Below are 18,414 nucleotides of genomic sequence, written 5' to 3'. Positions count from 1 at the left end.
CTCCTGCAAGTGTCAAGGCACGTGTGCGAACCTCGAGTCGGTCTTGATATTCTACCAGTCAATCCAAACATGATTCGACGTACGTCCAACACGAACGTCGCAAATATCGCCCTCGAACAGCCTTTCTCCGGCGGATAACGAAATAGTTTTCCTACGGGTACCGCTTGGGTCGACTAACAGACAGCAGAGCCATGAGTAACATATTTCGTGTGACCGGAGGGATCCCCCGTGGGCAGTGAGCGCCTGCTGATTCCGCTCTCCGAGTCGCCAACCGTCCGACAGACGGTCGCCTACGCGGTACAGTCCGGCCTCGAGGGAGCCCCCGAGGCGCTCACGTGTCACCTCGTCGTCGCCGTCCCCTACGAAGCGGAGGTGCCCGAAGAGCGCGAGACGCTCGAGGCGGCGAATCGATTGCTCGATCGGGCGATGACGTGGGTACAGGAGGACGCGACGGACGTCGATGCCGACGTCTCCTGTGAGACGGCCGTCCTTGGCACCGACGAGTACCTCTTCGGCCCGAAGGACTACGCCGAGACGTTCGCCGCCTACGCCGACGATCACGACCTGGATAGACTGGTGCTCGACCCCGAATACCACCCCGGCGCGTCGGCACCCCTGCTCCAACCGCTCGAGCGCGAACTCGAGCGGGTCGGCCTCCCGTTCGTGGAGGCCCCGGTCGAGCGACCGGCCCAGCACGAACGCCTCGTCGGGACGGCGAGCTGGAGCCGTTTCCTCTCACTATTTGGCGTTTCCTTCGCGTTTTACCTGGTTCTCGGCGATCCAACCTACTGGTTCGACCTCGTAACCGGCACCGCGGTCGGCTTGATCGTCGCCCTGACGCTCTCACACGTGACGTTCACGACGGCACCGACGTTTCCGACGTCACCGCTACGGGTGCTCCGATTCAGTATCTACGTCCCCTATCTCATCGTCGAGATCGTCAAGGCCAACCTGCTCATCTCGCTCGTCATTCTCAGACCGTCGATGCCGATAAACCCCAAAATGACGCGCGTGAAGACCCGCGTTCGAAGCGGCCTGCCGCTGCTCGCACTGGCCAACAGCATCACGCTCACGCCCGGCACGCTCACGGTTCGGGCGAACGACCAGCGCCTGCTGGTTCACACCTTGATCGACGACGCCCGCGAAGATCTCTTCGACGGCGGCCTCGAGCGGGCGATTCGCTTCGTCTTCCACGGCCGTGGCTCGGCGTCGATTGCGAGCCCGCGCGAACGGGGCGACACGGAAGTTCTCGAGGCCGGAGGTGAGGAGTCGTGATCCCGGCAGACGTGAACGAGTTGTTCCTGATCGCCGCCGCGGTGTTCGTCGTCCTCGCGATTGCCATGTTCTACCGGGCAGTCGCCGGCCCCACGACGCAGGATCGCCTGCTCGCGGTCAACGTCCTGGGGACGAACACCGTCGTCATCCTCGCGCTACTGGCAGCGGGGCTCGAGCAGCCCTGGTTCCTCGACGTCGCGTTGATCTACGCGCTTCTCAACTTCCTGATGGCCGTCGCCATCTCGAAGTTCACGGTCGAACGGGGTGGGGTGCTGTGATCGAGACGCTCTACGTGGGCGCGATCGTCGTACTCCTCGCACTGGGGGTGTTCTTCACGTTCGTCTCCGCGGTGGGCGTGCTCCGACTGCCGGACGTCTACGCCAGGGCGCACACCGCATCCCAGACGGACACGCTCGGGGCCGGTCTCGCCCTGGCCGCCGTCGCCCTCGCACTGGGCTGGCAGCACGCGACGGTGTACACCGTCCTCTTGCTGTTTTTCGTGTTCATCACGAACCCGACGGCGGCTCACGCCATCGCCCGCTCGGCGGCCGATATGGGGATCGAACCCTGGACGGCCGACGATGGGGAGGCGAACGAGCGCCTCGAGAGCGACGGCGGCGCCGACAAAGCCGACGAACGTGACGATGCGCCGTCACAGGACGCCACCGGGGGTGATAACCGATGAGCGCGGTCGCGTACACGCTCGCGATCTTCATCCTCCTGGCGGCCGTCGCCACGGCGCTGTTCCGGGACGTACTCTCCGCGATCGTCGTCTTCGGCGCCTACAGCCTCGGGATGGCGATCCTCTACACGTTCCTGCTCGCCCCCGACGTCGCTATGACCGAAGCCGCGATCGGTGCCGGGGTGACGACTATACTGTTGCTGTTGACCATCGCCCGAACGACCCGACCGAGCACGGACAAACTGTTCGAGTCGGTCAACGTCCCGGCGGTCGTCGTCTGTGGGGCGTTCGTCCTCGTCCTCACCATACAACTGCTGCCGGAGATGTACGCCGTCGGCGACCCCGACGCCCCCGTCTGGTCGAACCCTGAGGTCACCCAGGCGTACCTCGAGCAGACCTACGACGATACGGGCGTCCAGAACGCCGTCACGGCGGTGCTGGCGGCCTACCGAGGGTTCGACACCTTCGGCGAGGCAGTCGTCGTCTTCGCCGCCGGTATTGCGACGCTCCTGGTACTGAAACGGGAGGTGTTCGCCTGATGGCCGACCGGAACACGACCGGCTACGAGGACACCTACACCGAAAGTCAGGTCATCCTGACGGCGGTGAAGATCATCGCCCCGTTCACGCTCACCTACGGGATGTTCATGACCCTTCACGGGGCGGACACCCCTGGCGGAAGCTTCCAGGGCGGGGCCATCATCGGCGTCACCGTCCTGATGCTGGCGTTCGCGTTCGGCATCGAGCCGACCCGCCAGTGGCTGAAAAACAGCGTCCTCGTCGGTCTCGTCGCCGGCGGCGTCGCCATCTTCGTCGGCGTCGGCCTGGCGACGATCGCTCTCGGTGGGGCGTTCCTCGAGTACCGGTTGTTCGACACCGTCCTCGGCATCCCTGACGGCACGAAGTGGGGGATGGAAGCCATCGAGGTCGGCGGCATCGCCCTGATCGTCGCGGGCGTGGTCATCACGCTCTTTTTCGCGACGGCGGCCGGGTTCACCCCGCAGCGGCGCCGGTCGCGGCCGGAACGAGAAACGAACGATCGAACGGAGGTCTCAGACGATGATTGAGTTGCTCGGTACCCACTACGCGTACGCCCTGATGTTCGTCCTGCTCGGCATCGGTCTCTACATGACCATCGCCAGCGAGAACCTCGTCAAGAAGCTGATCGGCGTCAACCTGTTCCAGACGGCGATCTTCCTGTTCTTCGTCGCCGTCGCCTACGTGGAAGGCGGTGGATCGCCTGTCGTTCCCGCCGACCCGGATCCGGGCTCGAGCGAACTTCTGCTCGCCAGCCCGCTCCCGCACGTGATCGTCCTGACGGCTATTGTCGTCGGGATCGCGCTCACGGCGGTCGGCCTGGCGCTGATCGTCCGGATCCACTCGGAGTACGGGACGCTTCGCGAGGACACCCTCCGGGAGGTGCGTGCCGATGAGTAGCGTCGACCTCCTGCCGGCCCTGCTCGTCGTCGTGCCGATTCTGATGGCCACCGTGCCGATCGCGCTCGGACTCAGATACGACCGGACGGGATGGGCTGTCACCCTCGCGACGACGATCGCCCTGTTCGCCGGAACCGTCTACCTCGCCACGCGGGTCTACGGCGCGTCGGGATCGAACCTCGAGGTCGCCGTCATCCACCAGCTCGGCGGCTTCCCCCGGCCGATGGGGATCGAACTCGTCGCCGACACCCTCTCGACGATGATCGCCCTGCTCGTGACCGGCACCGCGCTCGGGCTGCTCGCGTACACCCGCGTCGGCGGCCCCCGCGGGAACACGTTCTACAGCGGCTACCTGCTGCTCGTGGGCGGCCTGCTCGGCCTCACGATGACCGGCGACGTGTTCAACATGTTCGTCTTCCTCGAAATCGTCGGCCTCGGCACCTACGCGCTGATCTCGAGCGGCGACGGGCCCGAATCGGCGGTCGCCGCACTCAAGTACCTCATCATCGGCACCGTCGGCGCGTCGATCTACCTGATCGGCGTCGGTTTCCTCTTCATGGCGACGGGCACCCTAAACATGATCGACCTCGCCGCAACAGTGCCCACGCTCGAGGGCCAGAACCTGCAACTCGCCCGGGCCGCGTTCGCGTTCATCTTCATCGGATTCGCGATCAAGGTGGCCCAGTGGCCGCTGCACAGCTGGCAACCCGACGCCTACCAGCACGCCCCCGACGGCGTGACACCGCTGATCGCCGCGCTCGTCTCGACCGTCTCGGCCTACGCGCTGGCTCGGCTCATGTTCACCGTCTTCGGCGCCGACTTCATCGCGTCGACGCCGTACGCGACCGAACTCGTGGTCACCGTCGGTGCGGTGAGCGTCGTTGCAGGCAGCGTTCTCGCGGTCATCCAGACCGACGTTAAGCGGATGCTCGCGTACTCCTCGGTGTCGCAGTTCGGCCTCATCGTCGCCGCCTACGGCCTGCTCACCGAGACGGCGCTGGTGGGCGCGCTGATCCACCTCGTCGGCCACGGCCTGATGAAAGCCGGCCTGTTCATCGCCGTCGGCGTCGTCGCCCTCGGCTACGGGGCGCGAACCGTCGACGAGTACGCCGGCCTCGCCTCGAGTCGGCCGTTCGCCGCCGGCTCGATGGCCGTCCTCCTGATCACCCTCGTCGGCATCCCGCCGTCGATCGGCTTCATCGGCAAGTGGTACATCGCCGTCGGGGCCATTGAGGCCCAGGCCTGGACGGTCGCCGGCGTCATCTTCCTCAGCACGATGCTCACGCTGGCGTACGTCGCCCGACTGCTCGAGAAGATGTACTTCACGCCGTCGTCCGCACTCGAGTTACCCCACGGCCGTGGTCGCGACCACGACCACGATCCTGATCACGGCGCCGGAACGCCCGTCACCGACGGCGGCCACTCGACGGGAACACGGCAGGTCACCGTGGGGATGCTCGGTGTCCTCGTCGTCACTGCCGTCCTGGCCGTCGCCCTCGGCTTCGCCGGGGACGTCTTCTTCGAGTTGCTCGCGCCGTTCGTCGAATCCGCTGACCTGGAGGTGTCTGCCTGATGTCTGAACACGTCGTTACCGACCCGCGACCGCTGGCTGCCGTGCTCGTCTCGGCGATCGCTGTGGTCTTCATCGTCGCGTCGTATCGTCATCCGAACGTCCGGGAAGGGTGGTCCGTCCTGGCCGCGCTCTCGAAGTTCGCCATCGTCGCGAGCATGCTGCCGGGCGTTATGTCTGGAACGATCTACCAGTGGAGTTTCAGCGAGGCGACCGGCCTCGAATTCGTCGCCGGCGTCGACTTCGCCCTGCGAGCGGATCCGCTCGGGATGCTCTTCGCGCTGCTCGCGAGCTTCCTCTGGATCTTTACCTCGTTTTACGCGGCGGGGTACATGCGCGGGCTCGACGAACACGCCCAGACGCGATTTTTCGCGGCGTTCGCCGCCAGCCTGTCGACGGCGGTGGGGATCGCGTTCGCCTCGAACCTGCTCACGATCTTCGTGTTCTACGAGCTGCTCTCGCTCGTGACATACCCGCTGGTCGCCCACAACGAGGACGCGGAGGCGCGCATCGCCGGCCGGAAGTACCTCACCTACACGTTCTTCGGTGGCGGGGTGTTCCTGCTCGCCGGCACCGTCCTGGTCTACTGGCTGACGAACCAGGCCGGCGAGGCGACCCTCGCCTTCGAGGCCGGCGGCATCGGACTCCTGACCGACGCCGCTGCGGCCGATCCGGCCATCGCCCAAGCCGCGTTCTACCTGCTGATCGCCGGCTTCGGCGTGAAGGCAGCCGTGATGCCGCTACACTCGTGGCTCGCGGACGCGATGGTCGCGCCGACGCCCGTCTCCGGGCTGCTCCACGCCGTGGCCGTCGTCAAGTCCGGGGCGTTCGGCGTCGCCCGCGTCTACCTGGATGTCTTCGGCCTCGAGTTCCCGCGGGCGTTCCCGCTGTCGGCCCCGGTGGTCGGCGACGTCCCGCTCAACGTGCCGGTGGCGATCCTCGCCGCGTTCACGCTCACGGCGGCGAGCATCATCGCGCTCCGGAAAGATCACCTCAAGCGTCGGCTGGCGTACTCGACGACCGCCCAGCTGTCCTACATCGTACTGGGGCTCTCGATGCTCCACCCGATCGCGGTGCTTGGCGCACTGTTGCACATCCCGGCGCACGCGTTCGGCAAGCTCACGCTGTTCTTCTGTGCCGGGGCGGTACACGTCGAGACCCACACCGACTACGTCAGCGAGATGGCCGGTATCGGGAAACGAATGCCAGTCACGATGTCGGCGTTCGCCCTCGGGGCGGCCAGCATGGCCGGCATCCCGCTGCTCGCCGGCTTCGTCAGCAAGTTCTACCTGCTGATCGGGGCCGCGAGCGGCGCGGACGTGACGGCGTTCGGCCTCGAGGCCACCTGGCTGTGGATCTTCGCCGCGTCGCTCATCGTCTCCGGAGTGCTGAACATCGCCTACCTCTGGCCGGTCGTCTACACCGCGTTCTTCGAGAGCGAGGATCGCCACGACGCCAAGCCGCTGCTCGAGTTCCCTGCTGGCGGGAAACGGGAGTCCTACGGCGTGCTCGCCCACGAGGACGAACAGGCGGTTGCGACCGATGGCGGGCGTGGGGGCGACGATGACGCCGGTCACGACGAGGAATCCCACGATGACGACCGCGAAGACCAACCCGCTTACGCCGTCGACACGAACCCGAGCGACGCCGACGTTCCATTCGGCACAGGCTCGGGCGACGACGGCACCGCCGACGAACGAAACGAGCCCGCCCACGAGGGCGACGGCCACGAGAAACACGCCGACGACCACGACGACCACGACGACCATCACCACCACGGTGGCGCACCGCCCGGCGGCTGGGAACGCCACTCTGGCCTCTCCTTCGGCGAGAGTACCTGGCTCATGTTGATGCCGATCGCCGTTATCGTCACCGGCGCGGTCGTCCTCGGGATCGTCCCCGACTACGCCGTCTTCCTCGAGCTGGCGAACACCATCGTCGAGGGTGTCACGGGGGTGAGCGTCCTTGACTGAGATCGACGCCATGACGGCGATCTATCCGCCGTTGCTGGTCTTCGCTGCCGCCCTCTTGATGCTCGTGCTGCCCCGAATCGCCGGATTCGCCCTCGGCGCACTCAGCCTCGCTGCAGTGACGGCCATCGCGTTCGTCGCCCCCGAGGGCTCGCACGTGTCGATGACGTTCCTCGGCTTCGACGTCCAGCCGTACCTCGTCGACGAGTACACCCGCTTCGTCGCCATCGGGTTGGGCTTTTTGGGAACCTTCGCGGTGCTCTACGCCTACTCGAGTGAGGCACCCCGAGTGATGGCTGCCTTCGCGCTCGCGTACGTCGCCAGCGCGCTGGGAGCCGTCTTCGCCGGCGACTGGCTCGTGCTCGTGTTCATGTGGGAGATCATGGCCGTCACGAGCACGCTGCTGGTCTGGCACTACGGCCGCGATGCCGTCCGCGCGGGCTATCGCTACGCGCTGGCTCACGGGATCGGTGGCAGCCTCGTCCTGTTCGCCGTCATCGCCCACTACGCCCAGGCAGGGACGTTCGTGTACGGCGAGGGGGCAACGGGTTACACCGGTGACCTGCTCATCGACGGCGGGATCGCCACGGGAATTCCGGCCCTGCTCGCCGTGCTCGGAATCGGCGTCAACGTCGCCTTCATCGGGTTCCACACCTGGCTGCCGGACACCTACCCCAAACCGCACTTTGCGGCCTCGGTGTTCCTCGCGGCGTTTACGACGAAAACGAGCGCCTACGTCCTGCTCCGGGCGTTCCCCGAAGGGCACCTGTGGCTCGCGTACATGGGCGGCCTGATGGCCGTCTACGGCGTCATCTTCGCGCTGCTCCAGCACGACATGCGGGCGCTGCTGTCCTACCACATCCAGGCCCAGCTGGGGTACATGGTCGCCGGCATCGGCCTCGGGTCGGCCATCGGCGTCGCCGGAGCGATGGGGCACCTGTTCAACAACGTCCTCTACAAGAGCCTGCTGTTCATGGCCGTCGGGGTCGTCATCTACCGCACCCGGGAGAACGACCTGTACAAACTCGGCGGCCTCTGGCGCGAGATGCCGATCACTGCCGTCGCGTTCTTCATCGGCGCCCTCTCGATTACCGCCGTCCCTGGCTTCAGCGGCTTCATCAGCAAGGGGATGGTGTTCGACGCCGCCACGGGCTACTTCGGCGGGGACGCCCACTGGCCGCTGTTCGTCCTGCTGTTCATCGGCGGGGTCGGCACGTTCCTCTCGTTCATCAAACTCGGCTACTACGTGTTCTTCCACGGCGAGAGCGACCGGGAGGTTCGCGACGCCAGACCCGGTCAGACCACCGCGATGCTCTCTGTCGGCGGTGCCTGTGTCATCCTTGGCATTCCGGCGATCGGCTGGCCGATCTTCACCGACCTCATGCCGGTGATCGACGGCACGCAGTTCGCCGGCCTCGGTGTCGAGGGAACGCTCGACCCCTACAGTATGGGCCACTTACAGGACGCGGTGCTCCTGCTCGTCATCTCCGCGATCGCGTTCCCGATCATCCGGAAACCGCTCTCGAAACTCGAGTACGATGACCCGGCGCTGGTCGTCAACAAACTCGGGTACACGACCGGCCGCTGGTCGATGCTGCTGGTCACCGAGACGTTCGCAGCCGTCGACCGCACGGCGGTCTCGCTCGTACGAACCGGCTACTGGATCGGAAACAACCCCGTACTCGCCGTCGAGGGCGGTGCTCGCCGGCTTCCGTCGTGGCTCGTCGACGTCGAAGAGCGTCGTTCGGCAGACGGCGGTCGCCCATCCACGATTAGCCTCCGTGCGTCGATCGGATTCACCGTCTTGCTCATTACGCTGGCACTGACGATCGCGCTGTTGCTCGTTCTCTAGGCCGATACCGTTCGCCTACCGTGTCTCGAGAAGGGGCGATTCGGCTGGTTTCGGCCACTTCCCGTACGCAGCTGAGATAGCTTCGGGCTACTCCTCGTGCAAGCGTCGCATAACAATGAGCGACCGAACGGACGAGAGTCGTAGATGAGACACACGTCCACCCGCACGCAGTTACCGACACGTCGCCGGCTCGAGCAAGCGATGCGCGCGGAGACGAGGTGATCACCGTGTACCGTGATCACACCGTCGGCGTTGTTGTGCCCGCCTACAACGAGGAAGGGCTCGTCAGCACGGTCATCGACACCATGCCCGAGTTCGTCGATCGGGTTTACGTCGTCGACGATCGATCGACCGACGACACGTGGGCGGAGATCAAACGCCACTGCGATCCACTTCCGGAACAAAGACGTGCCGACGGCGGGGCCACCGACACGCGGGACGCCTCGAATGACTCCCTTAGCGACCCGGTCGCTGATGGTGGTTCGACAGCGACGGTTCCGCCGAACACTGGAGAGATGAGCGACGGAAATGGGCAGGCCGCTCTCGAAACCACACCACGGCAACCCGACGAAGCGTACTCGAGCGACGATCACGACGACGCTGGAACGACGGTAATCCCTATACGCCACGCCGAAAACCGCGGCGTCGGCGGAGCGATCAAAACCGGCTACGAACACGCGCTCGCCGACGGGATGGACGTCACGGCCGTGATGGCCGGGGACGCTCAGATGGATCCCGACCAGCTGGATCGACTGCTCGATCCGGTCGTTGACGGAACGGCTGCCTACGCCAAGGGCAACCGACTCGCCGGCCGAGACGATTACGCCTCGATGTCTCGCTGGCGGCTCTTTGGCAACCTCACGCTGACCTTCCTCACGAAAGTCGCCAGCGGCTACTGGGAGATGATGGATCCCCAGAACGGCTACACGGCCATCTCGCGGGAGGCACTCGAGGCCGTCGACCTCGAGACGCTCTACGAGGCGTACGGCTTCGCGAACGATCTCCTGGTCGAACTCAACACCGCCGGCTTTCGGGTTGCGGACGTCTCCATGCCGGCGGTGTACGGCGACGAACAGAGCCACATCGAGTACCGCACGTTCGTCCCACGGCTCTCGAAATTGTTGCTCACCGGCTTCCTTCGTCGTCTCGGACGACGCTACGTCGTCCGCGAGTTCCACCCGCTGGTGCTCGTCTACGGCCTCGGCGTCGCGGGCTGGCTTCTCGCATCGGCTGGCCTCGCCTGGGCCACAGCAACGAGAACGCGCACGAACAGCCGCGCAGTCTGGGTCGGGATGACCGTTCTCTACGCCTTTCTCGGATCTATCTGCCTCGTGCTCGCGATGGCCCTCGACCACGCGGAGAACGCCGACACCGTGGTGACCGTTCGATGAAGGCGGTCGTCACGATCCAGCACCCCGCTCACGTCCACTTCTACCGGCACGTCATCACCGAACTTGAGGCTCGGGGTCACGAGGTGTTCGTCTTCGCGAGGGAGAACGACCTCGCGATCCCGTTGCTCAACGCCTACGGCATCCCCCACGAGGTGCTCGCCGGCCCGCAGGACTCGCTGTCGGAGCTGGCGAGGGTGCAACTGGCGTACGAACTCCGCTTGCTACGGCGGGTTCGTGCCATCGATCCGGACGTGATGACGGCCATCGGTGGCGTCGCCGTCTCGCACGTCGCGCCGCTGGTCGGCGCCCGGAGCGTGGTCTTCGTCGACAACGAGGGAACGACCTCCCACCGGATCACGACCCCGTTCGCCCACGTAGTCGCCACGCCGCGCGGGTACGAGGAGGAGTACGGGCCGAACCACGTCCGCTACGACGGGTTTCACGAACTCGCCTACCTCCATCCGGCGTACTTCGAGCCCGATCCCGACGCGCTCAGGGAGGCCGGCGTCGATCCCGACGATCGATACTTCGTCCTCCGGTTCCGGCGGTGGGACGCCCTGCACGACGTCGGCGAAGCGGGCCTCTCACTCGAGGGGAAACGACGGCTCGTCTCGATGCTCGAGGAGTACGGCTCGGTGTACATCACGAGCACCGACGAGCTGCCCGCGGATCTCGAGGCCTACCAGCTACCGGTGTCCCCCACGCGAATCCACGACCTGCTCTACTACGCCGACTGCTACGCCGGCGATTCCGCGACGATGGCGACCGAATCCGCCCTCCTTGGGACGCCGACAGTTCGCATTCAGTCGTTCGCCGCCCGTGAGGCAGACATGAGCAACTTCGTCGAGCTCGAGCAGTCCTACGACCTGATGCGGTCGACGCCCGACGAGGAACGCGGGCTCGAACTGATTCGGGAGATCGTCGACGATCCGGAAACGAGCGCGCGCTGGCGTAATCGGCGTGATCGGCTGTTCGAGGACAAAATCGACGTCACTGCCTACGTGACGGCGCTGCTCTGTGATCAGGGTGGTGCGCCGGTACAGCCAGTGGCGAGCCCTGCGACTGCCGTGGCGACGCGGTAGTGCGAATCAGACTTCAGTTCGCGACTCAATTAGCGGTATGCGATTCAGTCTTCCGTGTTGGATTCCGAGACCGGCGTCTCTTCCTCGCTCGAGTGCCCATCGGGGCTTTCGAACACCGGCGGTTCCTCCACGACCGCGATCGACTGATCGTGGATGCTCTCACGCAGGGCCGTTTCGGCCGTCGCCTGCTTTGAGGGGTAGGTTCGCTCGCCGAGTCCCGGGCGAGCACCTCTGGGTGTGAGGTAGTCGCCACCGACGTCGATCTCGGCCGCCTCACACAGCCGTTTCAGGATCGATCGGGCCCCCTCGGTCGTGATCGCTGGGGGTGCGATTGCGTACCGTCTGGAGAGTTCGGCGGCCGTCCACTGTTCGCAGAGGGCGTCGATTTCGGCCTCGTCGAACCCGCGCTCGGCGAGGACGGTTCGTACGCGACGCGCAACCGACGGTGCGTGTCGCGTCGGGAACAGCGGCCACTCGTTGGTCGGTGGATCCTGTACCACGCGATATCGGCGCAACGGCGTCCGAGCGGCAGCCGGCAACGGGACGTCCTCGAGGCGCTGTGACTTGCCGAGGACGCGGATCGTTCCGGAGTAGAAGTCGACGTCGTCCCAGGTCGCACCGGTTCGACGATCGTCCTCGGGGACGCGAAACAGCTCCGAGCCACGGACGCCGGAGTGGGCGAGGACGACCACCATGGCGTACTCGCGAAGTCGGGCGAGCCGTTCCGCACGCGGAGCGTCCTCGGCCTCGACCGAGCGCTCGCGGACGAACGACTCGAGCGCTTCTCGCTGCTCGCGCGTCCAGTGGGTCTCCGCCGAATCGCCGTCGTCTACCGGGAGCGCCGACTCGGCGGTCTCGGTCGCGGCCGGGTTCGTCTCGAGGATGCCGCCGTGGACACACCAGGAGAGAAAGGCCCTGACGACGGCGAAGTACGTGCCGGCCGTCGATGCGGTGTACTCCCCGCGGTTGGTTCGGTCGGCCAGTTCCTCGGCGTAGGCGCGCATGTGGACGTCCTCGAGGTCGAACAGCGAGGCCACCTCGTGGTCGCGCTCGAGCCACTCGGTCCAGCGCCGGAGGATCGACTCGGCGTTCGAGGCGTAGGTACCTGCACCGGGGCCATCGGGGTTGCCGACGGCCTTCCGCTGGAGGTAGGCGTCGACGGCGTCGGCTACGCGAACCCTGACCTCACTCATGGATCGATCACGCGCTGCACCAGCGACCCCCCTCGAGTGACGATCGATGCGTCGCGTTCGGTTCGACCGCCAGTCCAGTGAGCGTCGACCGTCATTGTCGGGTCAACATACTCGAGCCCCCTACATCTGCGTTTCGGTCACAGTGGTCGGAAAGAAAGTCAGTCTCAGTCGTCGGCGGTAGGGGTGTCAGGCCGGTACGATCGACTGATCTGCTTCCACTTCCCGGTCGTAAACCGATAGTAGTTGACCGCCGCCGGCACGGCGGTTTCGGCGATAAACGCCAGGTAGAGCCCCATCAGGCCGAGCGCAGGAATCGAGACCCCTGGCACCGTCGCCGACAGATCGACGACGGGAACGGCGATCTCGAGCGGGGGGAGCTCGAGGCCGTTCGCACCGAGGTACGCCAGCGGAATTGCAAAGCCGAACATCCCGAGGAACTGGCTGTAGAACGGCCACCGGGTGTCGCCACTGGCGTTGAGTGGCCCGGCCGCACCGCCCGAGACGCCTCTGAGAATGACGGCGGCGCAGGCGGCGTAGACGAGCGAGACGGCGATCGGCACCGCCGGATCGTTCGGGTTGTCGGTAAACAGCAGCGTGATCTGCTCGGCGAAGGTAAACACGAGAATCGCCGAAACGGCGTACACCGCGACGGCGAAGCGGATGATCTCCCGGCCGTACTGTTCGGCCGTCGACTCGTCGCCCGTCCCCAGTTCCTGTCCGACCAGGCTCGAGGAGGCGAGACCGAAGCCCCAGCCGGGCGTGTTCATCACGCCCCAGATGCGCCGGGCGATCACGTAGGCGGCGACGGTGTCCTCCCCGAAGACGTCGACGATGGCGAGCATGGGGAATTCGGCGATCGTCCACACGAGATTGGTACCAAACACCGGGAGGCCGATCGTGACCAGATCATGAAGCGTCGAGGCGTGGACGTAGCTCCCGAAGGGGTCGACTCGAACGGGAAAGGTGCCAGCGCCGGGGAGGCGCCCTGCGATTAGGCCGATCGCGAAGGTAGCGGTGACGGCAACGTTCGCGAAGACGGTGCCGAGGGCCGCCCCCACGACGCCGAGATCCAGCCCGAAGATCAACACGGCGTTGAGCCCGATGTTCGCGACGGCACCGCCGGCCCGAACCAGCATCGGCGTCCAGGCGTCGTCCATTCCGACGAAGACGCGACTCCCGACGAGGTTGAGGCCGGCGAACGGAATACCGAGGGCGACGATCCGGAGGTAGTCCGCGCCGTGGCCGATCGCGTCCGGATTGGACGTGATCAGCGAGATGAACGACTCTGCGTACAGCCAGAACGTCGCCGTAACCGGCAGCGAGACGACGATCACGAGAAACACGCTCGAGCGAATCGCCTGCCCGAGTTGTTCGTAGGCCTCGGCGCCAAAGCGCTGGGAGACGAGCGCGATCGTACCGCCGGCGACGCCGCCACCCACGGAGAAGGCCAGCCCCCAGAACGGGCCGGCGAACCCGACGCCCGCAATCGCTGCCGAGCCGACCGCGATGCCGACCATCGCGACGTCGACGGCGCTTTTTGACATCCTGGCGATACCGGTGACGATCCGCGGCCAGGCGAGGTCGGTCGTCCGGCGCGCCCGCTCGCGCTCGATCAGGCCGACTCGAGCGAGGGCGTAGCCGATCCAGAGGATCAGCAGTCGGAACGGGTTGGGGACACGACTGGCCACGAGAACTACCGGGCCCTACTCAAGCCCGATAAAAAGGACTTCTCGAGGCGGCAGTCCCGACCGCTTTCGATTCGAAACCATCTGTCACGGGTGATGCTCACATACGACGAACGACGAACGACGAACGACGAACGATGAACGACGAACGACGGCAGCTGGCGGCTGGCAACCCGACACTGGCAGTGAACAACAGAGACACTCGAACGAGCGAAGACAGGTACCCCCTCGCCTACGAACCCGAACCCGCACTACCGCCCGCGTCCAGCCGCCGCTCGTACTTCTCGAGTGCCTCCTCGAAGGCGGCCCCGGCGTCGATATCGGCCTCCACGCACAGCGCGAGCAGCGCGAACAACGTGTCACCGATCTCGTCACGAGCGATGTCGACGGCCTCGGGGTCATCGCCGTAGTTCGTCGACGTGTTCACCTCCTTTGCGACCTCGCCGACTTCCGAAACGAGGTCGAGAACGCGATAGGACGGCCCCGTCTCGAGGTCGTTGGCCTCGAGAAACGCGGCGACACGGTGCTGGGCGTCCAGTTCGCTCTCGCCACCGCCTGTTCCGGACGGGGTCGAATCGTTCATACTCGAGCGGTCGAGAGATCCACCCAAATATCCGTCGATCAAGTGAACGATAGCTTTTCGTGTCCGCCACGTCTTTGCACAGCTGATGACGGTCACCCGCGACGCCCTCGAGCGAGTTCCCCTCCTCTGTCGGTCACTTGCGTTTATCCTGCTCGCGGTCGGCTTCGTCGGTTTTCTGACGACCGATGCGACGATCCTCGACACCGGTTCGGTCTTTACGATCGTCTTCGGACTCGGGGTCGCCGCCGCCATCGTCTCGATCTATCTCGGGATTCTGTTACACGATCCGGACGCGTGACCGATCTGGACGCACTGACGGGGTGTACACCGTTGCAGTTGTTCCGGTATTGCTCGACGCATAGCGTTATGCGAGTCGATAGTGTGGTTTGCTATCATGGGGCAAGAAACGTCACCGGCAGACGAACAGGCAAAACGCGTGTGGTCGCTCGGATCGTATTCGGACATCGCACCACAATTCCTGTCCATGGCAGCGCACCTCGTCGATGCCACGGACGTCGGTTCGGACGACGTCGTGCTGGACGTCGGGTGTGGAACCGGAAACGTCGCCATCACGGCCGCCCGACGAGGTGCCAGCGTCGCCGGGCTAGACATCACCCCGGCCATGCTCGATGCGGCCCGAGAGAACGCCGCGATCGCAGGCGTCGAGGACATCTCCTGGCGTGACGGTACTGCGACGAATCTTCCCTTCGACGACGATACGTTCGACACCACGCTCTCGTGCGTCGGCCACATGTTCGCCGACCCACCCACTGCTGCCGCACGAGAGCTAATCCGCGTCACGCGATCGGGTGGCCAGATCGCGTTCACGGCGTGGACGCCCACGAGCGTCGTCCCGGCGATGGGGAAGACGGTGGCCGAATACCTGCCACCGAATTCGGACGCACCGGATCCACCCGTTCTGTGGGGCGATCCCGACGTCGTACGGGAACGACTGGGTGACGACGTCGACGAAATCGCGTTCGAGACCGGGACGGTACGGACGCCCGTTCTCTCGCCAGCGCACTACTGGGAGGCCGCAGTGACCCAATCCGGGATGTTCATCGTTGCACTCGAAAACGTTGCGAAAGACGATCGCCCGACCCTCCGTGAGGACACGATCGAGACTATCGAGGCGTACTTCGACGAGACGCACAATACCGTCCCCATGACGTACCAACTGACGAAAGCGGTAGTCGGGTGATTCAGAAACGATCTATCATGGATAGCAGCGATGAAGCGGGCGATCCGTCTTTACTCTCGTGCACTACGTATTCGGGACGATTACAGGAACCGGTCGCTGATCGAGAATGTCGACACCGTCGGCCGAGTCTCGTCGTTCAGTCGGACTCCGGCGACGGAACCGACTCGAGCGCCTCGAGCAACCACCGATCCAGCACGTAGGTGCCGTCGTCCCGTCGATCGAGAACGTCTCGGGTTCGCAGTTCGGAGAGCAGACTCTGGACGGCGACGGGTGACCGGTCGACCGCCGCCGCGACGGCCTCCGTCTCGAGCGGCCCGTCGATCGCGACCGTCTCGATGACGCGTCGGGCCGTCGGTTCGCCACACCGTGAGTCGTCACAGGCCGCCTGGACGCGTGCTTCGATCTCCTCGAGGCCAAGCAGGCCGTCGATCGTCTCGTACTCGTCGGCGACGAGCAGGTCGCGTTCGCGTTCACGCTCTCTAACCTCCGCAACCGTTCGCTCGTCGCCTTCGAGGATCTCCTCGTCGCTCGCGTCCTCGACGTCGGTGTAGCCGAACGCGAGGTCGTCACCGCCGGCGTGGACGATGGGCGTCTCTTCGCGTTCCTCGGCTCCGTCGCTGCCATCGCACCCATCGGCCCCGTCCGCCTGGCCCACGTCGCCAGCCCTCGAGTCGTCGTCTACAGGCGCAACCAGAATATTGTCGGGCTCCTCACCATCGGCGGGCTCGAGCCACAACTCGAGTTCGACACAGCGCTCGCGAAGTTCGTCGTTTTCGGCCTCGAGGTGCTCGATTCGTTCCTCGAGTTCGGTCACCCACCGGTCGCGCTCCTCGAGTTCCTCCCGAAGTTCCTCGTTTTCGGCCTCGCGTTCCTCGAGCCGTTCGGTGAGTTCGTCCCGCTTCTCCTCGAGTTCGACCAGTTCGTCGTGCAATCGACGCAGATCGCCGCCGGAATCCGGGAACGTCGTCTGTACCGTGTCGGCCTGGGAGAGCGCGTCGGCCATCTGTCGGGCCGCCTCCGAGACGTCTCGTGCGGAGGAGAGTTCGTCCTCGAGACTCTCGATGCGCGACTCCTTCGAATCGAGCCGTTTCTCGAGTTCCTCGATCCGGTCTTCCTCGCGGTTCTTCCGCTCGGAGATGTTCTGGAGGTCGTCGACCAGCGCGTCGGAGACGGACTTCAACTCGGGACGTTCGAAGTCGTCCAGCCCCGGCGTGGCCCCGGCGTCGAAGGTTCGCTTGCGCCGGAACTGAATCTTGCTGACGCCCGCATCCATCCAGTCCATCTGGATGAACGCCTGGCCGTCGTCGAGTTCCGACACGAGTTCGGAGTACTCCGTATCGATGATCCGCCCGACGACTTTGGTGTCGTTCTCCCAGGTCAGTCGATGCCAGACCAGCCAGTTCGCCTGCGTGATGAAGTCCTTTTTGACGTCCGCTGGCCGCTGGCTGATGCCCAGGATGCCGAGACCGTGTTTGCGGCCGCGTTTGCCGATTTTAATCAGCAATCGACCGGTTTCGCCCATGCCGCCCCCCTCCGGGATGTACTCGTGAACCTCCTCGACGACGAGCAAGAACGGCTTTTTGAGCTTCTTCTCCTTGACGAACAGCTGTCGGGCCGTCTCCCGCAACAGTTTGTCGGCCTCTTCCTCGTCGAGATACCCAGACACGTCGAGGATCACGGGCACGTTCTCCTCGAGCGCCAGCGACGCCATCTGTTCGGCGTGTTCGGGGCCGATCTGGATGTCACACTCCTCGTCGGCACCCGCGTGGAGCATCTCGTACTCCTCTTTCAGCCCGTAGTACTCCCCGTCGGTGTCGACGATGAGCAGGGGAAAGCCCGCCTCGAGTAACTCCTCGGCGATTACCGATGCCGTGTTCGACTTCCCGGATCCCGACTTCCCGGTGACGAACCCACGGCCGGTCAGCAGTTCGACCACGGGGAGTGTGACGTCGTCTCCCGCTGCCGATTCGCCGACGAGAACCTCGCGGGTCTCGCTCACCGTTTCACCCCACCACGTGCACGCAACTCGCTCATTATCGACACACTGCCCACGTGTTACCTTGAAGGTTCGCCTCTTCGTAACAGTCGCGACCCTCGAGGTGTGCGAACTTCTGTCAACCCGGGGAAACGATTATGACACTCCGGCCAGATGTGTTCGATAGCTGATCGCCACCGAGCGATCACGACCACCGATGATCACCACCACGACCGTCCCGACCGACGCAAGCGCCACCCCGAGTGGCAACGCGTGGGCCGGGAAGGTCGGTGTCGCCGCCGTCTCCGGACGGTATGGCGTCACCGCTGACTCCGGTACCCCCGGACTCGCAGGTCGTGGACTGGAATCCGGTCACCCGATTCCGTCGAACATGGTCGACGGGGTCACCGTCCGCGCCGCGTAGGTTCATTCGTCCGGCCGGACGGTTTGTCTTCACACACTGGCCCCACACTGCTATTGGTGGTCGGTGTCTCGACGCTCCCGTTTGGCCGACGAGTC

Annotated in this window: 18 protein-coding genes; 14 read left to right on the top strand and 4 right to left on the bottom strand. The window is 65.2% G+C overall.

Annotation, left to right across the window (positions count from 1 at the left end):
- The first annotated feature begins 228 nt into the window (after positions 1-228).
- The 11 genes from NGM68_RS12315 (at position 229) to NGM68_RS12265 (ending at position 11,258) form a co-directional block, all read left to right on the top strand.
- Positions 229-1,275, top strand: coding sequence for a monovalent cation/H+ antiporter subunit E (locus NGM68_RS12315; protein WP_252698528.1), 1,047 nt, complete (start codon positions 229-231; stop codon positions 1,273-1,275).
- The gene (locus tag NGM68_RS12310; protein ID WP_425493621.1) at positions 1,275-1,553 is read left to right on the top strand and encodes a cation:proton antiporter; all 279 of its coding nucleotides are present in this window, start codon (positions 1,275-1,277) and stop codon (positions 1,551-1,553) included. The genes NGM68_RS12315 and NGM68_RS12310 overlap by 1 nt, the downstream gene beginning before the upstream one ends.
- Positions 1,550-1,960, top strand: a complete 411-nt coding sequence (gene mnhG / locus NGM68_RS12305) for a monovalent cation/H(+) antiporter subunit G (protein ID WP_252698525.1) — start codon at positions 1,550-1,552, stop codon at positions 1,958-1,960. The genes NGM68_RS12310 and mnhG overlap by 4 nt, the downstream gene beginning before the upstream one ends.
- A complete protein-coding gene (locus NGM68_RS12300; protein WP_252698524.1) occupies positions 1,957-2,496 on the top strand; it encodes a DUF4040 domain-containing protein in 540 nt (179 codons plus the stop codon). Before mnhG ends, NGM68_RS12300 begins: the two co-directional genes overlap by 4 nt.
- The gene (locus NGM68_RS12295; protein ID WP_252698522.1) at positions 2,496-3,023 is read left to right on the top strand and encodes an MnhB domain-containing protein; all 528 of its coding nucleotides are present in this window, start codon (positions 2,496-2,498) and stop codon (positions 3,021-3,023) included. Before NGM68_RS12300 ends, NGM68_RS12295 begins: the two co-directional genes overlap by 1 nt.
- The gene (locus NGM68_RS12290; RefSeq protein ID WP_252698520.1) at positions 3,016-3,393 is read left to right on the top strand and encodes a cation:proton antiporter subunit C; all 378 of its coding nucleotides are present in this window, start codon (positions 3,016-3,018) and stop codon (positions 3,391-3,393) included. Before NGM68_RS12295 ends, NGM68_RS12290 begins: the two co-directional genes overlap by 8 nt.
- The gene (locus NGM68_RS12285; RefSeq protein ID WP_252698518.1) at positions 3,386-4,966 is read left to right on the top strand and encodes a proton-conducting transporter transmembrane domain-containing protein; all 1,581 of its coding nucleotides are present in this window, start codon (positions 3,386-3,388) and stop codon (positions 4,964-4,966) included. The genes NGM68_RS12290 and NGM68_RS12285 overlap by 8 nt, the downstream gene beginning before the upstream one ends.
- Entirely contained in the window at positions 4,966-6,936 is a 1,971-nt protein-coding gene (locus tag NGM68_RS12280) for a proton-conducting transporter transmembrane domain-containing protein (RefSeq protein WP_252698517.1), read from the top strand. The genes NGM68_RS12285 and NGM68_RS12280 overlap by 1 nt, the downstream gene beginning before the upstream one ends.
- Entirely contained in the window at positions 6,929-8,785 is a 1,857-nt protein-coding gene (locus NGM68_RS12275) for a Na(+)/H(+) antiporter subunit D (protein WP_252698515.1), read from the top strand. Before NGM68_RS12280 ends, NGM68_RS12275 begins: the two co-directional genes overlap by 8 nt.
- 227 nt (positions 8,786-9,012) lie before the next feature.
- Positions 9,013-10,176, top strand: a complete 1,164-nt coding sequence (locus tag NGM68_RS12270) for a glycosyltransferase family 2 protein (RefSeq protein WP_252698513.1) — start codon at positions 9,013-9,015, stop codon at positions 10,174-10,176.
- Positions 10,173-11,258: a DUF354 domain-containing protein gene (locus tag NGM68_RS12265; protein WP_252698511.1), complete on the top strand. Its 1,086-nt coding sequence runs from the start codon at positions 10,173-10,175 to the stop codon at positions 11,256-11,258. The genes NGM68_RS12270 and NGM68_RS12265 overlap by 4 nt, the downstream gene beginning before the upstream one ends.
- Before the next feature lie 44 nt (positions 11,259-11,302).
- Here the strand turns inward: NGM68_RS12265 and NGM68_RS12260 are convergent, their stop codons facing one another.
- From NGM68_RS12260 to NGM68_RS12250, 3 genes are all read right to left on the bottom strand, one after another.
- On the bottom strand, positions 11,303-12,451 hold the full coding sequence (locus NGM68_RS12260; RefSeq protein WP_252698509.1) for a tyrosine-type recombinase/integrase: 1,149 nt from the start codon (positions 12,449-12,451) through the stop codon (positions 11,303-11,305).
- Positions 12,452-12,615: 164 nt separating this feature from the next.
- Positions 12,616-14,139, bottom strand: coding sequence for an MATE family efflux transporter (locus tag NGM68_RS12255; RefSeq protein ID WP_252698507.1), 1,524 nt, complete (start codon positions 14,137-14,139; stop codon positions 12,616-12,618).
- Positions 14,140-14,368: 229 nt separating this feature from the next.
- The gene (locus NGM68_RS12250) at positions 14,369-14,719 is read right to left on the bottom strand and encodes a MazG nucleotide pyrophosphohydrolase domain-containing protein (RefSeq protein ID WP_252698506.1); all 351 of its coding nucleotides are present in this window, start codon (positions 14,717-14,719) and stop codon (positions 14,369-14,371) included.
- Between the two features lie 85 nt (positions 14,720-14,804).
- On the opposite strand from NGM68_RS12250, the gene NGM68_RS12245 reads away from it, so the two are divergent.
- Together NGM68_RS12245 and NGM68_RS12240 are read left to right on the top strand one after the other, a co-directional pair.
- The gene (locus NGM68_RS12245) at positions 14,805-15,017 is read left to right on the top strand and encodes a hypothetical protein (protein WP_252698504.1); all 213 of its coding nucleotides are present in this window, start codon (positions 14,805-14,807) and stop codon (positions 15,015-15,017) included.
- 186 nt (positions 15,018-15,203) lie between these two features.
- Positions 15,204-15,920, top strand: a complete 717-nt coding sequence (locus tag NGM68_RS12240) for a class I SAM-dependent methyltransferase (protein WP_252698503.1) — start codon at positions 15,204-15,206, stop codon at positions 15,918-15,920.
- A gap of 136 nt (positions 15,921-16,056) precedes the next feature.
- Here NGM68_RS12240 and NGM68_RS12235 read toward each other — a convergent pair whose 3' ends face one another.
- Positions 16,057-17,919, bottom strand: coding sequence for a helicase HerA domain-containing protein (locus NGM68_RS12235; RefSeq protein WP_252698501.1), 1,863 nt, complete (start codon positions 17,917-17,919; stop codon positions 16,057-16,059).
- Between the two features lie 193 nt (positions 17,920-18,112).
- Here NGM68_RS12235 and NGM68_RS12230 point away from each other — a divergent pair, with 193 nt between their 5' ends.
- Positions 18,113-18,319: a hypothetical protein gene (locus tag NGM68_RS12230; protein WP_252698499.1), complete on the top strand. Its 207-nt coding sequence runs from the start codon at positions 18,113-18,115 to the stop codon at positions 18,317-18,319.
- Positions 18,320-18,414 lie beyond the last annotated feature (95 nt).

It is taken from the genome of Natronosalvus vescus, from assembly GCF_023973145.1.
GTDB lineage: Archaea > Halobacteriota > Halobacteria > Halobacteriales > Natrialbaceae > Natronosalvus > Natronosalvus vescus.
Note: the sequence above shows the minus strand (reverse complement) of the source record. Positions and strands in the feature narration are given on the sequence as shown.